We start from the raw sequence: 21211 nt of genomic DNA, 5'->3' as shown, positions 1-21211 counted from the left end.
ATATCGCCGTGCTGTATCATCGCCAACTTAGTATTAGAGGCTATCTAACTCTATGTTTATGAATTATTTGATAGAATCACTTCGCATTCATACATAGAGAAAATAAATGTTTAAGAATACGAAGTTTATTAAATTTTTATTGGGGTTCACTGCACTTACGGCGTCTACTATTGGCTTTGCTCAAAATAGCTCAGAAAAAGAATGGCAGCATGTCTATGATGCCCGAGAGGCTTTCTACGAGAAAAATATAGGGAAGCTACCCAATGACATTATGAAAGCCCCTAACTTATTTGGTGTTTGGCCGGGTGGTGGCTTTTACGTAATACCTGCCGACAAAATCAAAAAAGGGCTATGGGTATATTCTACTTTTGGCCTTACCAATACCGATATGCCTGCAAGCTTAACAGCTACAGATATTGAGGTTAAATATAATGACCAAGGTAGGGTTGTTTCCAGCTCATCAAAATTAGAGAAAAAGAGTAAAGCTATATCTGCATCTGGAAAAGCTGGTTATGGATATGAAGTGCTCATGATTGCAAAAGAAAATGCTGAATGGCCACTTTGGTTTATGCAATGGACAGGAAATATAATTCTACTGAACGATGTAGATCTATTGGCCAGAATAGAAAAGAATAATGGCTTAACAGTTGAAGCGATACCTGTAGGTAATAGTGAGAATGACACCATTAATGTGCTTATAGCTAAAGCACAAAAGCCTTTAGCTACAGATATCAAATTGCCTAATGGAAATATGCAGCTTTTAATCGCCACTGTTATTACGGATGATGAAATGCAATGGTCAATAGAAAATGGTCGTGATGCTCTATTAAAGAAACTAATGGATGCAAATATAGGACAGATCAGTGACCGAAATAGACCTTCAGTACTAAAACAGTAGATTCGTAAAATAGATACTACTTAGGAGTTTGTGCGAATTTGCGAATTATAGCTGTATGCCTTGTATAGCTTACTATTCCGTTTCGCGTTCATTATAAATTTAAGTTTGCTAATTGCGAATCATACGATGATTTTCTGTTACTTCGCATTCAATTCGCAGAAGGTTGCACGCCATTCGCACAATAATTGCGAACCCTAAAAGCCTACGACTAAAGGAGTTTAGGGGATAATTCGCAAATTAGCAGCTATTTAAACAATAAAGGGTTTAATTCAATGTGTGTGGACTTGTTGATAGTAATGAGTCGTACATAATTGAATTCGATTAACTCATTAAGGCAATTATCAAATGCTTTCGCCTTTCTTAGATGTGATGGAGCTCCTCTCAGCGCTATTGCTTTAGGGATACAATTGTTTTTTTGCTCCATGCACTTTCGAATAAGCCACTTAATCAACCGTTCAGCATCACTTTCCGTTTTGACTTCAATATCTGCATACATAGCCCATTCATTGAGTGAGTGCTTAACGACCTCACAAGCCCCTGTTAAGGTCTTGGCATCAATCCATTGTAATCCCTCAAAATAAGCGAATACGGTAGCTAAGCGCCGTGCTAATTGACTGGCACGACTGGCAAATGCTTGTAGGTATTCGTAGCGCTTACCTTTGCCCTGTAGTTCCTCAAACATGTTGTAGAACGATGCATCTATATCCCTTGCTTCATCATTCATAGGAATGACATAACGCCCATTGTAAAGTTCTTGCCCCCCTTGTGGTCTAGGGCAGTCATCAAGCAAGTATTCACACCGTGTCCAGTAAGCTATTAGCCGATGGTCATGATTGGCATTCTTAGATCGGTAAATAGCATCTTGCAAACGTGTCCCTGCCAAGTTCTCAGGGATGGTTAAAATGAATCTAGGCAAGAAACCTTGGCCACGTAGCACTGGATCTCTCAATGCATCAGATAAAACCTCATGCTGTCCCTGTAAATTAAAGGTCAATCGAACATCATAAGCACGACCACTACCATTTAAATTGGATTTAGACCGGGTGCGCTCCACAAAACCATCATCAAATAATTTGGCATATCCTCCAATCGCTTGGGTGCGGGTATCTCCTTTCATGGTATAACCACCAAAGAACTGACCAGCTTCATCACTAGCAATAGATGCATTATTTAATATGCCATCCACGTAAAGCCCTGCAATAGATTCCAAGGTGATGTCACTGTATAAGGTGCTAGGGTCATTCGGAGGTGGGTTCTCTGCACCGTATGCCTCTTTGTCCTTTTTGTTTAATCCAGCTTGTCCGCTTTGCCATTGTTTAAGGTCACGGCTATATTGTTCATATTGTTTACGTTCATGCTGAATAATGGCCTTGTCTGCCATATTACGACTGGTGCTTTTACGGCTTCCACTTTGTCCTTCAGTGAGTAGATATAAACTGCATGGCTCACCTTGAAGGTTAAATGGATGAGGTGCATTTACGTGGGCTTGAGCAATATGTGACATGGCACCTATGACACATTGAGCTGTCATACCAATTGGCGCTTGTACATACTCAGCAATAGCAATAACGGCATCCCTTGCAAGTGGTGGTAATGCATGGATTGGATAAGTGCTATTTAAGGAAGTTTCAGCCTGCGCCAATGGTAATAGTTCACCCCACTGATTTAAAGCTGGTAATTGCTCAATGGCATAATCAAGAAATGCTTTTACTTCCTCTGCATCGTCATCCTGTGACAGCTCAGTTAAAAACTCACTTTCACCAGCTTTCTGAAATTGATTGAGCAATCGAATGGGGCTATTTTTCTCGAGGTTTTGGAATGCTTCAAGCTGTATATGCTCAGGGCGTACAGGCATATACAACCTGTCAAAACCTGACTTTGAAAGCTGATTAATCACGAACTGCATTTGCTCAAAATCAAATGGCTTGAACTCGATTTGATGAGCATCACATAGGCTTGGTAATACTACCAATGCCACGGCGTAGCCTGTTTGAGAAATCTTAAAGAATGCCTCAAGGTTATAGGTGATGATGACAGGTTTATCCTGGTGCAACTCACCCAACATAGCAAAGCCTTTGGCCACTCCATCGGGGATGACTCGTAAGGGTTGTTTATCTTGTAATATGGCACATTGAACAAGCTCTAATTGAGCGTTATAGATCGGCAGAATTAAAGGATTATCATAGCTCACGCCGTTGATATCTACATGGCACTGGTCCACATAGATCGGCTGTAAAGGACTGCCAAAACGCTGAATGACTGGATGATTGATATAGGTATCATCCAGTGGATTAAGTAATGTGCAATTTGCTAAGATGGTGTCGGGTTTGATGGAGGTGGTGTTATTCATTTGGCACCACCTTTATTGCTTTCTTGCCATTCAAAAGCCAAAGGCAATATTTTCTCAATCATTTCTAATTTGGTTTGGATTTCAAAAATCAGGTTCGCAACAATTTCACCGTTAATGGTTAATTCCTTACCATTTTCAAAACAGTTGAAAGTAACGGTTGAAATGTCTTTAGCACTTCCAACAAGGCAATGAATAACATCTTGAGCATTGAGATGGTTTGCATCTTTATGTGGTGTAAAAAATGCGCTGGTACAGCTTAGAGATGGGAAATAATCGTTATTAATTGGTTTCGATTTTTGATTTGAGTTAGGCATGATTAATGCGCTCCTTCATTTGTAGGAGTCTTGCCATTCACGACCAAATGAGGGTGGCAGGACCAGAAAGGGTTGGTCGACTGGTAACGAAGGAAACCAGCACACCCGAAGGTGTCCCTCTCCAGCCCCGCCATAACATGCAGATGCATAGAGATATTACGCACAAAAAAAGTCCTATAAGCGGACTGTACGCCTTCATTGTTATAGCCGACCAAAGCTAATTCATCTGCTTTTTGATGAACGGAACTAGCATAAGCGGAACGTCCACAGCTTGCAACAAGAAAAACAGCAATGGTCCAGATGAAGAGAAGCTTTAGAAGGTTGATAGAGAGCTCTTTCATGCTTTACCCCCTTATTCCGAAATGTTTAGCTAAAACTTCCATTCCTTTAGGCAGAATAAAAAATTCAATTTGGCTATAGCTTCCTAGCTCACCATTGGCTTTGATTCTTGTACGCTCTTCATACTTAGTCTCACAGTACCCACGTTCTTGGCTATAGTGGGTAGATGCGCGTGCATTGTTAAGTCGTCTATCCCAACCATGTTTACTGAGCCAATCAGCTAACACAGAACGCTTAATATTGAGAAGCTTGCAAGCCTGTTGGAATTTAACGCCGTGATTGGTTTGAGTTATTACCTTTATGGATTTTTCCAAGCCAGTATTTTTATGCTCTAACTCGATAACCTGTTCTGTGTATTCAAGTAATGCCTTGCGTAGTGCGTGAGGATTGTTAATGTCTACATTGTGCTGTTTGGATTGGCATTCCAGTTCTTGCCAACGATCTACGATATGCGCTGTAAATTCAGGCGAAAGACGTGCAACAAGGATAAGGCTGTCACGCTTTTTTAGTTCGTAGTAATCAAACCACTGGCCACGGTATTCAAATTTTAGTGGCTCAATTTGAGCGTCTAAAATTTCCGCTGCTAATAAATCCTTAATAGTTCTAATAACATTTTTATGCTCTTTGCCAGTCAATTCTGCTATTTCACGACTAGACATAGTTAGAGTAGGTGAAATGATTTGATTCATGAATTAAGCCTCCATTACAGCAAGGCTTTGCATTTGCTTGTTATGCCATTCAACAAGCTGGGCGTAGTCGAAATAGACCGAGGCTTGCTTAGTATCGCCTGTCTTAATTGGTCGAGGAAATGAGGCGTCAGTACGCACAATATGACGTAAGGATTCACGACTAATGTCCAATAATTCACAAGCTGTTTTGAATTGGACACGTATAGGATTAATGGTCATCTATGCACCTACATGCAAAAATAAGGAGTAGGTGCATAAAAGCAAATTTCATAAGGTGTCATACAAGTGACATGTGCATAAAAAAAGGTGACACCTTTAGGTGACACCTAGAATAAATAATTGAAATATATTATTTTTTTGGATTAGTTATTGCGCAAATTCTTTTAACCAGATTGGTCTGGGTCACTGCTAGATTTTTTAAAATATTAGTAATAGCTGGTGTGTGCTCTTGATGCGGATACTCGTTATTTAGATATTTTGCTTCCCATGCTTGGATGGCTAATAGTAATTCAGGTGCATGCTTTGGATGTTTTTGATCAATTGCAGGATGTATAGATTGTTGAGGTGTATCTTCTCTTTCAGTCTCCCAATGAGATGAATCATTTAGATCAAATGTAGCTAACATATGATCAAAAATTCTTTTAGACTCTTGCTGGTGATAATCTAAAGCAATGTCTAACTTTCTTTTACTAATATTTCCATATCTAACATTTTCATGAATCGTATTACCAATTCGTATATTAACATTCATGTCTTGCAGAGGTTCAAAATAATATAAATCATCACAATCTATTAGAATATGACTCAATTGATAGCTATCAACATGTAGTGAAGATTCAGTAGTATTAAATTTTTCATCATCCAAATAATTTAATACATATGATATAGCCTTTTCAGAATTGACCTTATTTAACTTAAGAAACTCATCCTCTCCTAAGCGTACAAAAACATCAATATGCTTATTAAATTTTGAGTTTTTGAGGAACTTTGAAATAAGTTTTATCGGTCTATTAAATCTTTCCCCAAAATCTTGAATCAAATAAACCAACTCTTCATATTTAATATTATTTCCATCTACTGCCTTAGCAATACTGGTTATTTTTTTACTGTCCTGTAGTGGCTTTTTGAATTCTAATAGCTCAATTAAATTTAGTGCATTAAATTCAGCTAATCTTTGAATTTCAGTTTTTAACCAAGCATATTGTTTAAATTTTTGAGTTAGTTCATGTTCTGCAATTATCTTATTTTCTAAATCATTACCATCAAGCGATTCATGATTATTAAATATGAATGCAAGCAATGCATCCTTTAACTGACCCAAACTCAACTTATCCTCATATACACTCTCAATCATAACTTGGTTATGGATGGTAACTTCTGGAACAATATCACCAGTAATAGAATAAGTAGTTAATGACTCAATAGAGCTTTTTTTTAAAAAATGACCTACTTCATACCACCCAGAATCTGATTTTGCATATAGTTTTTCCAATACGTCTAAAACGTATACATAATTCTTTGCTATAGCTTCATGTTGCTTTGCAAATAAGCTCATTTATGCCTCCCACAGCATCTCCCAAAGAAATAGCTAAGCCAATCGAATTGGGCATTCGACTTTCGGGGATCAACCTAGACTTAGCAAACTGAATATAAATGATATTTAATTATAATTGTGTATGTTTGGGTAAGTAGTGTGACAAGATATGTCGCAATAGAAATATACGAATCGCAAACTATCGCAAGTGAATCGCAAGCCATTTGCGAAGTTCAATGTTATATGTAGCAAGGCATACAAAGCCAATTCGCAAAATCGCAAGGTTTCTAGGGAAATATAAAATATATCCACTAAGCCACTATGCCAGTGCTTAAAATACGGCAGTGCTTAATGAAATCCCTGTGATACAAAGGCTTACAAGGTGATTAAGCCATTAAGCCGCGCTTCTGTAGGAAATATATAAAATACAGAATGAATGGCGAGTAATGTCACTTAGTCTTTTTAAATTGGATAATGCTCTGGTCCGCAATTTCTTCTAAATAATTGGCATACCACTGCATCATATTTGCCCTGTCATCTAAATATTGGGCTTTGTTATATACCCCTGCTACGCCGTCCTTAACATGGGCCAAAGCAGATTCAATATGACGCTCATCAAAGCCACGGTTATTTAGTAGTGTACTGGCTATATGCCTAAATCCATGTGGTGTCTGTCTGCCCTCAAATCCCATACGGCGCAAAGCCATGATAAAAACTGTATCTGACTTAGGCTTACTCTTATCGGATCTACTTGGGAATAAATACTCAGAATTGGTTTCATAGGTTTTTAATTCATTGAGTATGGCAATGGCTTGCTTAGGCAAAGGCACAACATGCTCACGGCGTTTCTTCATGCGTTCCTCAGGGATATTCCACAAACCTTGTTCTAGATCGAACTCAGTCCATTTAGCGCCCCTTAGCTCAGTAGGACGGCAAAACAGCATAGCTAAAAGCTGTAAGCCCATACGGACATCCATAGTCGGGTAATTATTAATAGCTCGGATTAAGGTGGGTAACTCCGCCTCACTCACATGGGCCATATTCTCTTTTTTGCCCTGCTGTAGATACTTCTGAATGCCCTCTAATGGGTTGTAATCAATTCGCCCTGTGACCTTTGCATAATCATAAATATCACGGCACATGGCTCGAACTCGGCTTACCTGTTCATAGATACCCTGCTTCTGCTGAATACCTTTTAAATGATTCATCCACTCAATAGGTTTTATGCTGGTGTACAAGCGTTTACCAAAAACAGGGAATACATGCTTTTCTAATGCTCCCTTATTTCGGGTCATGGTGTCAGGAACCCATGTATTTACTTTGGTTTCTAACCACTCAAGTGCCAGTACTTCAAAGGTAGCATTATTGTGGTCCAGCTCTTGGCGTTTGCGTTCCTGCTTGGTAATGATTGGATTATCGCCGTGGGATATATCTAAAATAATCTCGGATGCTTTCTTTCTGGCGCCTTTACCCGACAATTCAGGGTAAGTACCGATACCAAGCCATGACCACTTGCCATCAGCTTTTTTATACCTGAATAGCCACGCTTTTTTACCATCAGGCTTTACACGGAAATACAGGCCATCGCCGTCTAACTCCCGATATTCTTTTAATTCAGGTTCAAGGTTAGCAAGTACGGTATCTGACAAAGGGCGACGTTTGATATCTGTTCTTTTCATGCATCCTCCAAAAGAAAGCTGTGGCAATAAGCCATAACTTCACCTGAAAAACTTACAGGAATAGATTCGGGATTATTTGTTAATTGATATTCAGCATTTTCTAAAAGTTGATAAATATCCTCTTTAGTCAATTCGCCTTTGGTATGTTGCAAATCCTCAATATCAACAAACAAGTCTTCAATTTTTAAGCTATATATAAATTGGGAGTCATTAGGAAATGAAATTCTTTTTACAATGCAACTATTGTATTGGGCATATTTATTCACACTTTCTCGTGTAATACCTATAAATATAGTGCTTGATCGAGCTTTAATACCAAATTTATGTTCAAACCAATCATCAATAATAATATGTTCTCGGACTGGCATATTTGTAGGTCGACGAGTTCCCTCTAAATATATGTTTTTATGCTTACCATTTGAAATAGGACTTCCAAAAGCTCTATAAAATTTAAATTCTGAAAAATTATCCCTCATTTTCTAGCATATCCTCTAAACGTGTCATACCTTTTCTATCCAAATAAAAATAACCATCCCGAATAAAAGAAAGATACTCCGTTGCATCTAGATCTTGACGTAGTTCATACCCCTTAAAATTTATTAAAGATAAAATTAGGCCAACATCACCATCACCAGTACGTTGAGTCGGATTAACTCTCAATAAGTAATGAAAAATATGTTCTAATACTTTGGATTGCCTATGTTGTAAATCATAAAATTTACTTGCAATTTTATGGCCAATATCCATTTGAAAATGATTTCTATGCACTTCATGTACATAATCCTTAATATCTTCAAATTCAAATACATTTTCATTAAAAAAAATTTTAAATCCTATTAAACCTAAGGCCCATGAATCATAATTCCATGATTTATCAAATATATGATTTTGATTTTCCCTATAGCGTCTAAGATATTCTGGCGGGGTAGCATAAAGTGAAGTAGTTAATCTTCTCATATTACTTGTTTGTAATTTTATTAAGTCTTCTATTTCTAGATCACTGACTGTTGTAACGTATGATGAGTAACTTTCGCCAAAATCAACAACCTTAATTCCTGTATTGAATGGTTTAGTAGATAAATCTTTATATTCAAAAGAGTTATCTAACACCATAATATTTGATGGATGTAAATCTCTGTGAACTAGCCAGTTACTTAATGGTATTAGTGCATTCGTCACCCTATGAAACAGTTGAACTTTTTCCTCAATAGTTTTATTAGCATAAGTTTCAATTACCTCTTCCAGTGACTGTCCCTCTAGCCATTCCAGAACTAGATAACCGCCCAAATGATTTTTAAATAACTTAGCATCATAAAGTTCAATAACAGCATTTTCATCATATACAAACCCTTGACGTGCAATAAGTCTATGAATTGCTATTTCATTTCTAAATTTTAAAATTTCGATTTCATGTCTAGGTAATAAAAGAAATTTAATGAAAACTTCTTTTTTTAAAGTATAGCTATAAGCTTTATAGGAATGAGAATTCCCACCATGGTTGAGGGCTTTAATTAGTTTATATTTCCTACTAAAACCATTTTCCCCTAACCCCTTTAATAACTTTTTTAAAATTTTAATTTTCACATGTACACCAGCGAGTTCAATAAATATTGCAATGTACATGACAGTGTACACGGCGTATGTACACTATAGCTAGTTATGTTTGGGTATGTTCAGGCAAGAAAAAAGGCTTGATCCCTTTAGAATCAAGCCTTTCATCTACTATTTAAAACATATTTGGGTATGTTTTGTTAGGAATTTGGTGGAGGTGGCGGGAGTTGAACCCGCGTCCGCCAGCACTACGCTCGAGAATACTACATGCTTAGATATCGTCTATTGTTTTAACTCTTTGTGACCCGACGAACAGGGTACAAATCGCGATCCTCTTAATTTAGTACAAAGCCCCGAGGCTTGGCTTTATACGGACTTGTGTGCGTGCGCTTCAGTCGGACTCTCTAACCACAAGTATTCGGAGAGGCGGACAAGCTGCCCTTAGGCAGCTAGAGCGTATGATTCGTCGTTTGCGACTAAAAAATGCAAATTTGATTTACGAGAGAAAATGCGCTCTCGGCATGCATCTATGAGTTTCATCACCAGCGTCGAAGCCAGAAACACCCCCAAAGTACAAGGCAATCATAGCATAAATGTCAAAAATTACGATGTATTTTCTGAACATTTACACAACTTGATGCGCTTAATTACATTATTGCGCTAATATTTTACTTTTCAAGCCAAATAACAGAAAAATTATGAGCTATTTACTGGCACTAGATCAGGGAACTACGTCAAGTCGGGCCATTATTTTTAATGAACATGGACAAGTTCAGGCAACGGCTCAACGTGAAACGCATATCCACACCCCACATTCAGGCTGGGTGGAACAGGATGCACAGGAAATCTGGAGCTCACAGATTGCGGTGGTACAGCAAGCTTTAGCGACTGCAGGTATTCTGGCAAAAGATATTAGAGCCCTTGGCCTGACTAACCAGCGTGAAACCACTGTAGTCTGGGATCGTCGAAACGGCAAACCGCTCGCCCCGGCAATCGTCTGGCAGGACCGTCGTACGTCTGATTGGTGTAACCGGCTGATTGAACAAGGCCTGATGTCCAAAATTCAGCAAAAAACCGGCCTACGGATTGATCCTTATTTTAGTGCGGGAAAATTGGTCTGGTTTTTAGAGTATGTCGAGGGAGTACGGGCACTCGCTGAACAAGGCCATGTGGCATTTGGTACGATCGATAGCTGGCTGATCTGGAATCTGACCCAAGGCGCAGAGCACGTCATTGAAGCCAGTAACGCTTCTCGTACCATGTTGATGAATCTGCAGCAACAGTCGTGGGATGAAGAGCTACTCGAGCTGTTTAATATCCCTGCTTCGGTCTTACCGAAAATTATTTCTTCTGATTGTTATGTCGCTGACACTGCTTCTGGCTTACTGGGGGCCAATATTCCCATTACCGGAATTTTGGGGGATCAGCAGTCTGCCCTGTTTGGCCAGTCCTGTTTTGAGGTGGGCAGTGCTAAAAACACCTATGGTACTGGCTGCTTTATGCTGTTCAATACCGGACATAATATTCAGCTTAGCCAGAACAAGCTGCTTTCTACTCTCGCCTGGCAAGCCCAGGGCCAAACTACCTATGCGCTCGAAGGCGGCGTATTTATGGCTGGTGCTGTAGTGCAATGGTTACGCGATGGCCTCGGAATTATTCAAAAAAGCAGTGATGTGGAAAAACTGGCGCATCAGGTCGAGCATAGTGACGGCGTGGTTCTGGTTCCCGCATTTACCGGACTGGGCGCGCCGCATTGGGATAGTGAAGCACGTGCCTTACTCTGTGGCATGTCACGCGGTACGACCAAAGCGCATATCGCTCGTGCCGCATTAGAATCAATCGCCTTTCAGGTATCTGATGTGCTCAGTGCGATGCAATCTGATATTGCACATCCTCTTAAAGAACTGCGGGTTGATGGTGGTGCCAGCAGCAATGACATGCTGATGCAATTTCAGGCCGATATTCTGAATGTACCGGTACTGCGTCCGAAAATGCTGGAAGCTACTGCTTGGGGCGCGGCCGCTATGGCCGGATTAAAAGCTGGCGTATTTTCAAACCTGGATGAAATTTCCCAGTCCTGGCAGCTGGACCGTGCTTTTGAACCCAAAATGCAAAATGACGAAAGAGAAATGCATTTAGCCAAATGGCAAAATGCCTTGAAACGGGCTAAATCTGATCTCTAAATCCTCTAGGTTCATATTTGATCATCATAAAAAAGCACTGTTAAACAGTGCTTTTAACTCCCTCAGTTCACGATTTCATTAATAGGCATAAGAAGCAATCGCTGTTGCAATCGCCTTATCTTCATCATTGACCATGGTCATGCGCATGGTGCAGCCCTTACGCCCCAAACGTAAGGTTTCTGCACGCGCGATAAAATATTTGCCACGTCCAGGCGCCAGATAATCCACCCGCATATCGACCGTCGCCAGACGCGATACTTTTTTAATGGTATCTGCAATCGTTTCCGGTTCAGCTTTTTTATACAGCTCGCCCATGGCCACAATACCACCGACACTATCCAGTACAGTTGCAGCCAGACCGCCATGCAGAATCTGGAAAGCCACATTACCAATCATGAAATCCTGCATTTCTACATAGGCCTCAATCTGGCCCTCGACCACCCGCATGGTCATGCCGTTATGCTTAAAAAAAGGAGAGCTATTAAAAGCATGTACCAGCTGGTTCAGGACTACATCAATATCCACTTTCGAGCCCAGATGTATATTACCCGTCCAGTTTCTCTCTGTCTTACTCATCACTCTGCCCGAATCCACCACAATAAAAAACCGCTAATTTATGCCCAAAAATTTGAGTTAGGGCTACAATAGAGGCCTAGTTTAATACTGATTACTGAGATTTTTATGACTTATACGTTCAATCGTCCCGCGTTTCCTGCAACTCGCATGCGTCGTATTCGTAAAAATGAACATTTACGTTCGATGGTTCGTGAAACCCATCTCGCGGCAGATCATCTCATTTATCCAGTATTTGTCCTGCCAGGACAAAACCAAACCCAAGATATTCCAAGTATGCCGAATATCCAGCGCCTGTCAGCGGACTTGTTGTTAAAAAAATCAGAACGTCTGCTGGAACTCGGTGTCAATAAACTGGCGCTATTTCCGGTCACCCCACAAGAAGATAAAAGCCTGACTGCAGAAGCTGCGTGGCGTGAAGATGGTCTGGTACAAAACACCTTGCGTTTATTGAAAAAAGAACTGCCAGAAATGGTGCTGATTACTGACGGCGCATTAGACCCGTATACCACACATGGTCAGGATGGCATTATTGATGAGAACGGTTATGTCTTAAATGATGAAACGGTCGAGTGCCTGATTAAACAGGGCTTGAGCCATGCCGAAGCCGGTGCAGATGTGTTTGCTCCAAGTGACATGATGGATGGCCGGATCGGTGCGATTCGTCAGGCCTTTGAAAAAAATGGTCATATCTATACCTCCATCATGGCCTATTCAGCCAAATATGCATCAAGTTTCTATGGTCCATTCCGTGATGCAGTCGGTTCTGCCAGCAATTTAAAAGGCGGCAATAAATACAATTACCAGATGGATGTCGGTAACCGTGCTGAAGCCCTGCATGAAATTGCGCTGGATATTCAGGAAGGTGCAGACATGGTGATTGTTAAACCGGGCATGCCTTATCTGGATATCGTCCGCGAAGTCAAAGACACTTTTGGCGTACCAACCTTTGTCTATCAGGTCAGTGGCGAATACGCGATGCTGGCTGCGGCAATTCAAAATGGCTGGTTATCTGATAGCGTCATTTTAGAATCATTGATGAGCTGTCGTCGTGCCGGTGCAGATGGTATCTGGACCTATTTTGCTGAAGAAGCTGCGCTTAAACTGAAAGACATGAAGTAAAAGGATTTCGGCGCAATGCATATTGCCATTGTCGGCGCTGGCATCACCGGTCTGATGTCGGCGCTGGAACTGCTTGAACAGGGATGTTCTGTTACTCTTTTTGATCAGCAGGCCGCTGGGCAGGCTGCATCCTGGGCTGGAGGAGGCATCCTCTCCCCGATGTATCCCTGGCGTTATCCCGCTGCTGTAAATGCTTTGGCCCGACATGCCAAACCCATGTATCAGGACTGGAATCAAAAACTGCAACCTTTCACTGGTATCGATTTCCAGATTCATGAAACAGGTATGCTGATTTTTGATGAAGCCGATTTTGAAATCGGTTTAAGTTATGCCGCAACATATCAAGAGCCGCAGCAACAGGCAAAATTACTTGATCAAGCTAAACTGCAACAGATCAATCCAAGAATTAATCAGAGCAAATTCAAGCAGGCGATTTATTTCCCTGAACTGGCGAATATCCGTAATCCACGGTTATTACAGTCGATCATTCACTATTTGAAGCAGCATCCTCGTGTCACCTGGCAAGAAGACTGTAAAATCACTCGGCTCAATATTCAGCAAGGCTGTGTAAAAAGTATCTCAGATGAACATAGCCAGGTTTTTCAGGCAGATCAATATGTGTTCACAACCGGAGCATGGTCGCAACACTGGTCACAGCAACTTGGTTTGGAAATTCCGGTACAGCCGGTTCAGGGCCAGATGCTGCTGTTTAAAACGCCAGAAAACTGGCTGCCGACCATGTGCATGCATAAGGTGATGTACCTGATTCCACGTCAGGATGGACATGTTTTATGTGGTTCCAGTATGCGTCAGGTCGGTTTTGACACCTCGCCTTCTAGCGAAATCCGGCAGGATATTTTACAGGCGTGTATCGAGATGGTACCGGAACTGGCAGATTTTCCGCTGGTCAAGCAATGGGCCGGATTAAGACCCAGCTCACCCGATGGTATTCCCTATATTGGCAAAATTCCCAAGCTACACAATGCCTGGGCCAATTTTGGACATTTCCGGAATGGTTTATGCATGGGGCCGGCATCAGGCAAACTACTCGCTCAACTCATCCTTGAAAAAACGCCAATCGTTGATCCAGTTCCTTATGATCCAGTCCGTTTATTAGAGCCCAGTCATTTAGTGCTTTAGGATATTATCCAGCGCTTCTTTCAGAGTTGGATAATGAAACTGGAATCCAGCCTCCTGCAAGGCTTTGGGCTGTACATACTGACCGTTCAATACCAGTTGTGACTGTTCTCCCAGCATCATTTTCAGACTGCATGCGGGTAGTGGAAGTAAGGGTTTGCGTTTCAGAATCTGGGCCGTAGTTCGTGCGAACTGGGCCTGACTGCTTTTTTCTGGCGCGACCACATTAAAGATCTGCTCGGTTGTATCCTCGAGCATCAAGAATTCAATCGCACGCAGTACATCCTCTAGATGCACCCAGGTCACTGGCTGACGTCCATGACCAATTCGCCCGAACAGATTCAGCTTAATCGGCAATAGCATCTGCGGAAGAATCCCGCCACCTTTACCAAATACCACCGCAAAGCGAACAATCTTGGTGTTCTGGTTAGTATAGGACAAGGCCAGCTGTTCCCACTTCGCACAGAGTTCAGACATAAAAATATCTTGTGGCGGACTTTGCTCCGTGCAGACCTGTTCCCAACGCTCTGTCGGATCAATACCATAATAACCAACCGCTGATGTTGAAATAATCCGTTTCGGTCTAATCTGATTTTTTTCTAAATAATCAAAAACCTTTTTGGTGGTGTGTAAACGGCTATCCAGCAATTTCTTTTTACGCGCTGCCGTCCAGCGGCCTTGACCAATGCTTTCGCCAGCCAGATTGACCACATAATCAAGCTGATGCTGTTTTAATTCATCCAGCTGATTGATCCAATGGAAGTCCGGATGTGGTTCATGTTTATTTTTCTGACGGGTCAGCCCAATCACCCGATAATCCCGTTCCAGTAAAAAACGCACGAGATGACTGCCAATAAAACCACTCGCTCCCGTCACCAGCACTACAGGTTTATACATTCGTCATTCTTCGCCTTATTATTTTCTTGGTTTAAATTATACGCCACTCATCTTCAGCTTTTTAAACCGAGAAGATCTTTGTAGTGGAGAATTTGTATCTTTCATCATTCAATTAATTTATGAAGATCAGGTCACAAAATGATTCATCTATACTTACTGAGGTGGATGGCCAAACATTTTCTCTGCCATACGCTGGGCCTGCTTGCCATAAAACCAGTAGGTCAACAGATACAGCGGAATTGCGATCATCAGGAACATGATCAGCACAATACTCATAAACTGTGGCTGCTGTAGATACAGCAGAAAGTCCTGCCAGGCATTCGGATTGGAACGGGTGGCAATGACAATACCGAGCAAGAGAAATAATAAATTATATCCCCAGTAAATCAGGCTAAAACCGAGAGTGAATTTTTTACGCTCTGCCTGGGTCGGCGCACGTTTTTGCTGTTTTAGAAATTTAAAAAGCACCCAAATCATGGCCACCAGATACGGAACAATCGTCAAAACTGCACCCATGCCCATCGGCAGCAAGGCTGCCAGTACACCGCAAATACAGGTAAAAATAAAACATATAACGAAAAACCAGATAAAATAACGACTTAGTGGCAACATATGCATGACTCAGTGATCTTCAACAAGCTAGTATAAAAAAAATCAGGTTTTTTTTCATTTTATTGTCAACCATCCACTACAGGGTGACGTTATATAAGGTACAAGGTACAAAAATTTGGACTGGCATCCACGAATTTTTGCTGACCTTTAGAGCTAAAGCAATAAGTCCAGTGTACAGGGAAATTTTGAATAGCAGCCAAAATCTTCATGTAACACAAATTTGACCGACGATTTCATCATCACTCGAATCGTCGGTTTTTATTTTTTAAAATCCCTATGTCTAAAATCTGAGGGCTTGCAGAACCTTTAATATCTGATGATCTGGATACAACCGTCCATTAATATCCATACTGATCAAAATAAATTCAGCCTCCAAATCACAAACAATTCACTGAAATATCGATTTCAAGTAGATTTTTACCTGTGCTTTTTCCTATAGTAGCAAGGCAGATATTAGGGGTTCATTACATGGCAGTTCATTTTCTTCACACTTCCGATTGGCATCTGGGACAATTTTTCCATAACCATGACCGTGAATTTGAACATGCGCAGTTTTTGACTTGGCTACTTGAGCAAATTAAAAAAAAGCAACCGCATGCCTTGCTGATTGCCGGCGATATTTTTGATGTGATCAATCCCGCTTCCAGTGCGCAAAGACAGCTGTACCAGTTTCTGGCCGATGCCCACGATCTGGCGCCACATATGCAGACCCTGATGATTGCAGGCAATCATGATTCCGGTTACCGGATTGAGCAGGTTGAACCCTTGCTGGCCAAATTTAATGCCAAAGCAGTGGGAATTGTAGGCCGCACTGCAGAAAATACCCTGAATCTAGATCGGCTGCTTATTCCTATTTATGATCAGGATAAAAATATCATCGCCTGGTGTCTGACCCTGCCCTATTTACGCAGTGCCGAAATTACCGGACTGAATGAACATACCAGCAATAACCAGAACGCGATCAGTTATCTGCATCAACAACTGATTGCCGAAGCCAAAGCCCGCAAACAGCCACATCAGGCACTGATTTTAATGTCACATGCGCACATGCAAGGTGGTGAGACCTCGGACTCCGAGCGTCCGATTATTGTCGGCAATGAAGAAGCCCTGTCGACGGCGCTGTTTGATGACGTGATTGATTATGTCGCGCTGGGGCATTTGCATAAACCACAAAAAGTCGGTCAGCCGCATATTCGCTATAGTGGCTCTCCGATTCCGCTGTCATTTAGTGAGATTAATTATAAGCATCAAATAGTTGAAGTCAGGATTGACCCTCAATTAGAAGATGAGGCACGTTTTCAGTTTGAAGCTTTGCTTATTCCACGCAGTGTACGCCTGCATCGACTCCGTGGTGAACTCAATGAAATCTTTGAGCAGATTCGAACCCTTGAACATGGGGAAATTGAAGCAATTGATCAACGTGAATATATCGATATTGAATATCATACGGCAACGCCTCCTCCACCCAATTTAAGACAAACTTTTGAAGATGCACTTCCGCCGAACCGCTATCGACTGGTGCGCATTTCACGTCAATATCAAGCTATTAATCTTGATGATGCACAAGCTCAGAAGATCCATTTAGAGCCGCCAACACCCAAAAGACTATTTGAACAGCTTTGGCTCAAACAGGGTTACAGCGCCGATGATTCGGTGCTGAAAGATTTCCTCAGCCTGATTATTGAGGCGGAAAAAAATATTGATGCTAATGAAACACCATAAGGATATGCCATGAAAATTTTATCTATTCGTATAAAAAACTTGGCATCGCTTGCAGGTGAACATTTTATTGATTTTGAAAGCAATCCACTTGCCAGTGCAGGCTTAATTGCAATTGTCGGTAAAACAGGTGCCGGAAAGTCCACGATTCTGGATGCAATGTGTTTGGCACTGTTCAATCGTGTACCTCGTTTAAAAGATAGCGATGGCAAACTGACTGATATCGATGGTTCTGAACTTCTCACCAATTCCCCATTAACTGTTTTGCGTCGCGGTACAGGCATTGGTTTTGCCGAACTAAGTTTTGTTGCACAAGATCAAAAAGTATATTCAGCTCGCTGGGAAATTAAACGTGCACGTGAAAATCCCACAGGCAAATTGCAAAGTGTGCAACGTTCACTGAAATGTCTGAGTGATGGCAATATTCTTGCCGATAAAGCCAAAGCGGTAGAAGCTAAAATTCTGCAAATTACTCAGCTGAGTTTTGAGCAATTTACCCGTGCCGTTTTATTGGCTCAATCTGAAGTGACCGCATTTTTAAAATCACGGGATACTGAACGTGGTGAACTGCTCGAATATCTGACCAACTCCAGTATTTTTGGCAAAATTGGTCAATTGGCATATGAAAAAACCAAGGAAATCGCCAATCAGCGCAAAGCTTTAGAAGTCAGACTCGGTGATATCGAGACTTTGTCGGAAGAAGATTTAGCGACTATAAGCGATCAATTCAATACAATCTGTACTGAATACAAAAAATTAGAACAAGAAAAATCGGCACTCGAAAAAAACCAGCGATGGTTTGAACAAAAGCAAAAGCTGGAAAATGATGTTCAGCAACGACAGCGTCAGCATGTGGAGCAACAACAAAAATTTGATTTACTGAATACAGAACGTGGCCGTCTAAAACAACTCGAAGTTTTTGCATCCATCCGTCCAAGTATGATCCAGCAAGAAAAAACACAAACAGAATTAGCTCGGTTAAAATCTCAAATTCAAAGTACTGAACTACAGTTTCATACCATTCAGCAAGTTTTTGAGCAAAAACAGACTGCATTTAAACAGATTGATGAACAACTCAAAGCGCTACAGCATTTTGAACACACCCATCAGCACCGTATTGACCAAGTCCGTCACTGTATTCAAGAACGTGAATTCATTGGTAAACAGTTTGTTAAAGCAAAATCTGTATTGGACGAGTTTCAAAAAGAGTTACAGCCCTTAATCCTTGTACAAACTCAGCTACACAAGGAATTAGCGCAATTCAAGTCAGATCAGCAAAAACAAACCGAACAGTTGAATCAAACGATGCAACTAAGCAGTTTAGATGATGGACTTTCCGCGCATCTCACACAGTTACAACGATTTATTCAGCATTACCAAAGTTTTGAAAAACAATATGGCGATATTGCTTCTGCTAGAACCGATTTAAGTCAGAAAAAGCAGCAATTGGAATCACTACAACAACAGTATGGCGATGACCAAAAAATTGATCACCAACTATTAGAACTTCGTCGCGATCAGGCAAAAAATTTGGAGCAACAACATCAATTTAGTTTAATTCAAAATCAATTTAAACAATGGCTACAACAACGCTCTGAACAGCATCAACTGCAAACAACGTGCAATGCGCTCGCACAGCAGAGTGCCCAAAGTAAAATCCAAGTTGATTTGCAAGAACAGCAATACCAAACCCATAAACTTGAACGTGAAAACTTACAACGCATGCTGCAACAACAGCGCTTATTGCATGCTGAAAATATTGAGAAATTACGCGAGCAATTGATTGATGGAGAAGCATGTTTAGTCTGTGGTAGTTTACATCATCCATTTAAAACTGACCTTTCTGCACTATCGAGTAAACTCGTCAATTTGCAAGAGCAACAAGAGCAGCAAGCGATTCAAATCGAACAAGACAGTTTTAATGCTTGGCAAAAGAGTCAGCAATTACACACACAGCAAACAGCATCTTTGAGCGAGCAGCAAAAACGTCTCGATGATTTAAATATTCAACATCAACAGCATGAACAGGCACTTTATCAAAGCTTCAAAAATGCCCAAATTCAAATAGACTTAACCCAAAAATCTGAACAGATTGAACAACAACTGCTTCAAGTCAATCAAATCCTGCAACAAGAAAAAATAACACTTGAGGAAAATATCAAACAACTCGATGAGGTTGAAAAAACACAACGGAATTTAACCCAAAATATTCAGCAGATATCACAACAACTGTCGATCGTTCAACAAGCTGAACAGAATATTCAATACCTTCTAGACCTGCTCACTGCTGAGCAACGAAATGCTTGGCATAAGCAAACCTTAACTGTTGCACAACACATTGCGCAACAATTGCATGAGCGTCAGCACCTGTTGCAGAATCTTGAGACTTTAAATCAGCAACTGAATGAGAAAGCTCAACTACTCGCTCAAAAAAATAACGAGATACAAGCTAAAAATAATCAGATTGAACTCGCTGAAAAAGATAAAGTTGAATTTGAGCGTCAAGGACAAGAGAACAAGGAACTTGCCGTTCAGCTTATTTTTAAGATGACGCAAACTTCGGTCGATAAACCACATGAATGGCTGACTCAACACGATGAACAGCGTAAAAATTTACAGCTGCAACATCAGAAAATACAACAAAGTTTCGAAACAGCTCGTCAACAATTTGATAGCCAACAACGGCAGCTTGATCAACTCAAAATTCAGTTGGCTCAACTTGAAACACAGCATCATGCTTGTGTTTTAGAAATCGAACACTGGTTAAATCAAAATTTAGATTTTAATCATGCTTTGATTTCACAATTAAGCCTCATTTCAACTGAAGAAACTCAAAAACTACGTCAACATATTAAAGATATCGAACATGCCTTGGTCGATGCAGCATCCGCACTGAAAACCACACAACATCTGCTCACACAACATTTACAAACTCAACCTGAAGTACAAATCTTACAGATTGAGCGTGCCATTGAACTGAACCTTAAAGCTTTAGCAGAGCGACAAGAACAGCGTGACCAACTTAAGACCAAGTTAGATGTTCACTACTCGAACCTAGATAAGCAAAAACAATTTGCTGAACAAATTCAGCAAATTCAAACTGAAGAATATCGCTGGAATAAAATTTCCAGTCTTATGGGGGATGCCACAGGCAAAAAATTCCGTGATTATGCGCAGCAATATAACCTTGATATTTTGCTTGAATTTGCCAATCAGCAACTCGCGATGCTGTCTCAGCGTTACACCTTAAAACGTTTAGACAACTCACTCAGTCTTGCCATTATTGACCATGATATGGATGGTGAAACCCGTTCTGTTTCATCGCTTTCTGGGGGTGAGTCATTCTTGACCGCCCTTGCCTTGTCTTTAGCAATTGCCAATATGGCTTCAGGCTCCATGAAAATAGAATCCCTTTTTATCGATGAAGGTTTTGGCACCCTTGATGCATCTTCATTACATATGGTGATGAATGCACTTGATCAGTTACAAAGTCAGGGACGTAAAGTGGTCGTAATCTCACATATTCAGGAAATGCATGAACGGATTCCAGTACAGATCCAGGTCAAGCCTGTTGGTGCAGGCGCCAGTACCATTCAGATTATAGGTTAGCGATG

Annotated in this window: 18 protein-coding genes and 1 other RNA gene; 6 read left to right on the top strand and 13 right to left on the bottom strand. The window is 40.8% G+C overall.

Annotated elements, in window-relative coordinates; genetic code table 11:
* Positions 1 to 106 precede the first annotated feature (106 nt).
* Positions 107 to 898 carry a suppressor of fused domain protein gene (locus tag AC1IR0_RS11635; RefSeq protein ID WP_479741408.1) on the top strand — a complete coding sequence of 264 codons (792 nt, stop codon included), beginning with the start codon at positions 107 to 109 and terminating at the stop codon, positions 896 to 898.
* Between the two features lie 244 nt (positions 899 to 1142).
* Here AC1IR0_RS11635 and AC1IR0_RS11630 read toward each other — a convergent pair whose 3' ends face one another.
* The 10 genes from AC1IR0_RS11630 to ssrA form a co-directional block, all read right to left on the bottom strand.
* The gene (locus AC1IR0_RS11630) at positions 1143 to 3248 is read right to left on the bottom strand and encodes a DUF3987 domain-containing protein (RefSeq protein ID WP_479741407.1); all 2106 of its coding nucleotides are present in this window, start codon (positions 3246 to 3248) and stop codon (positions 1143 to 1145) included.
* Positions 3245 to 3562 (bottom strand): hypothetical protein, encoded by a 318-nt coding sequence (locus tag AC1IR0_RS11625; protein ID WP_479741406.1) that lies wholly within the window; start codon positions 3560 to 3562, stop codon positions 3245 to 3247. Before AC1IR0_RS11625 ends, AC1IR0_RS11630 begins: the two co-directional genes overlap by 4 nt.
* Positions 3563 to 3564: 2 nt before the next feature.
* On the bottom strand, positions 3565 to 3903 hold the full coding sequence (locus AC1IR0_RS11620; RefSeq protein ID WP_447053528.1) for a hypothetical protein: 339 nt from the start codon (positions 3901 to 3903) through the stop codon (positions 3565 to 3567).
* 3 nt (positions 3904 to 3906) lie between these two features.
* Entirely contained in the window at positions 3907 to 4590 is a 684-nt protein-coding gene (locus AC1IR0_RS11615; protein ID WP_479741405.1) for a Rha family transcriptional regulator, read from the bottom strand.
* A gap of 3 nt (positions 4591 to 4593) precedes the next feature.
* Positions 4594 to 4809 carry a transcriptional regulator gene (locus AC1IR0_RS11610; RefSeq protein ID WP_447053530.1) on the bottom strand — a complete coding sequence of 72 codons (216 nt, stop codon included), beginning with the start codon at positions 4807 to 4809 and terminating at the stop codon, positions 4594 to 4596.
* A gap of 130 nt (positions 4810 to 4939) precedes the next feature.
* The gene (locus tag AC1IR0_RS11605) at positions 4940 to 6145 is read right to left on the bottom strand and encodes a hypothetical protein (RefSeq protein ID WP_479741404.1); all 1206 of its coding nucleotides are present in this window, start codon (positions 6143 to 6145) and stop codon (positions 4940 to 4942) included.
* Between the two features lie 428 nt (positions 6146 to 6573).
* Positions 6574 to 7803, bottom strand: coding sequence for a tyrosine-type recombinase/integrase (locus AC1IR0_RS11600; RefSeq protein WP_479741403.1), 1230 nt, complete (start codon positions 7801 to 7803; stop codon positions 6574 to 6576).
* Complete coding sequence (locus AC1IR0_RS11595; protein ID WP_287166220.1) at positions 7800 to 8279, bottom strand: hypothetical protein; 480 nt, start codon at positions 8277 to 8279, stop codon at positions 7800 to 7802. The genes AC1IR0_RS11600 and AC1IR0_RS11595 overlap by 4 nt, the downstream gene beginning before the upstream one ends.
* A complete protein-coding gene (locus AC1IR0_RS11590; RefSeq protein ID WP_479741402.1) occupies positions 8269 to 9426 on the bottom strand; it encodes a protein kinase domain-containing protein in 1158 nt (385 codons plus the stop codon). Before AC1IR0_RS11590 ends, AC1IR0_RS11595 begins: the two co-directional genes overlap by 11 nt.
* Positions 9427 to 9563: 137 nt before the next feature.
* Positions 9564 to 9922, bottom strand: a transfer-messenger RNA (tmRNA) gene (gene ssrA / locus AC1IR0_RS11585).
* Positions 9923 to 10052: 130 nt separating this feature from the next.
* On the opposite strand from ssrA, the gene glpK reads away from it, so the two are divergent.
* Entirely contained in the window at positions 10053 to 11537 is a 1485-nt protein-coding gene (glpK, locus tag AC1IR0_RS11580) for a glycerol kinase GlpK (protein WP_409655478.1), read from the top strand.
* Positions 11538 to 11615: 78 nt separating this feature from the next.
* On the opposite strand, the gene AC1IR0_RS11575 is transcribed toward glpK, so the two are convergent.
* Positions 11616 to 12113 (bottom strand): thioesterase family protein, encoded by a 498-nt coding sequence (locus AC1IR0_RS11575; RefSeq protein ID WP_004646146.1) that lies wholly within the window; start codon positions 12111 to 12113, stop codon positions 11616 to 11618.
* Positions 12114 to 12218: 105 nt separating this feature from the next.
* Here AC1IR0_RS11575 and hemB point away from each other — a divergent pair, with 105 nt between their 5' ends.
* Positions 12219 to 13232, top strand: coding sequence for a porphobilinogen synthase (hemB, locus tag AC1IR0_RS11570; protein WP_004279288.1), 1014 nt, complete (start codon positions 12219 to 12221; stop codon positions 13230 to 13232).
* 15 nt (positions 13233 to 13247) lie between these two features.
* Complete coding sequence (gene thiO / locus AC1IR0_RS11565) at positions 13248 to 14372, top strand: glycine oxidase ThiO (protein ID WP_409655473.1); 1125 nt, start codon at positions 13248 to 13250, stop codon at positions 14370 to 14372.
* Here thiO and AC1IR0_RS11560 read toward each other — a convergent pair.
* Positions 14361 to 15266, bottom strand: a complete 906-nt coding sequence (locus AC1IR0_RS11560) for a TIGR01777 family oxidoreductase (protein ID WP_479741401.1) — start codon at positions 15264 to 15266, stop codon at positions 14361 to 14363. The genes thiO and AC1IR0_RS11560 overlap by 12 nt on opposite strands.
* 153 nt (positions 15267 to 15419) lie before the next feature.
* Entirely contained in the window at positions 15420 to 15878 is a 459-nt protein-coding gene (locus tag AC1IR0_RS11555) for an ABZJ_00895 family protein (protein WP_005107697.1), read from the bottom strand.
* Between the two features lie 468 nt (positions 15879 to 16346).
* Here AC1IR0_RS11555 and AC1IR0_RS11550 point away from each other — a divergent pair, with 468 nt between their 5' ends.
* Together AC1IR0_RS11550 and AC1IR0_RS11545 are read left to right on the top strand one after the other, a co-directional pair.
* Positions 16347 to 17600 (top strand): exonuclease SbcCD subunit D, encoded by a 1254-nt coding sequence (locus AC1IR0_RS11550; protein WP_409655467.1) that lies wholly within the window; start codon positions 16347 to 16349, stop codon positions 17598 to 17600.
* Positions 17601 to 17609: 9 nt separating this feature from the next.
* A complete protein-coding gene (locus AC1IR0_RS11545) occupies positions 17610 to 21206 on the top strand; it encodes an AAA family ATPase (protein WP_409666083.1) in 3597 nt (1198 codons plus the stop codon).
* The last annotated feature ends 5 nt before the right edge of the window (positions 21207 to 21211 follow it).

It is taken from the genome of Acinetobacter sp. 129952 (genome assembly GCF_056642055.1).
The sequence above is the reverse complement of the archived record's forward strand: the minus strand, read 5'-3'. Positions and strand labels throughout refer to the sequence as shown.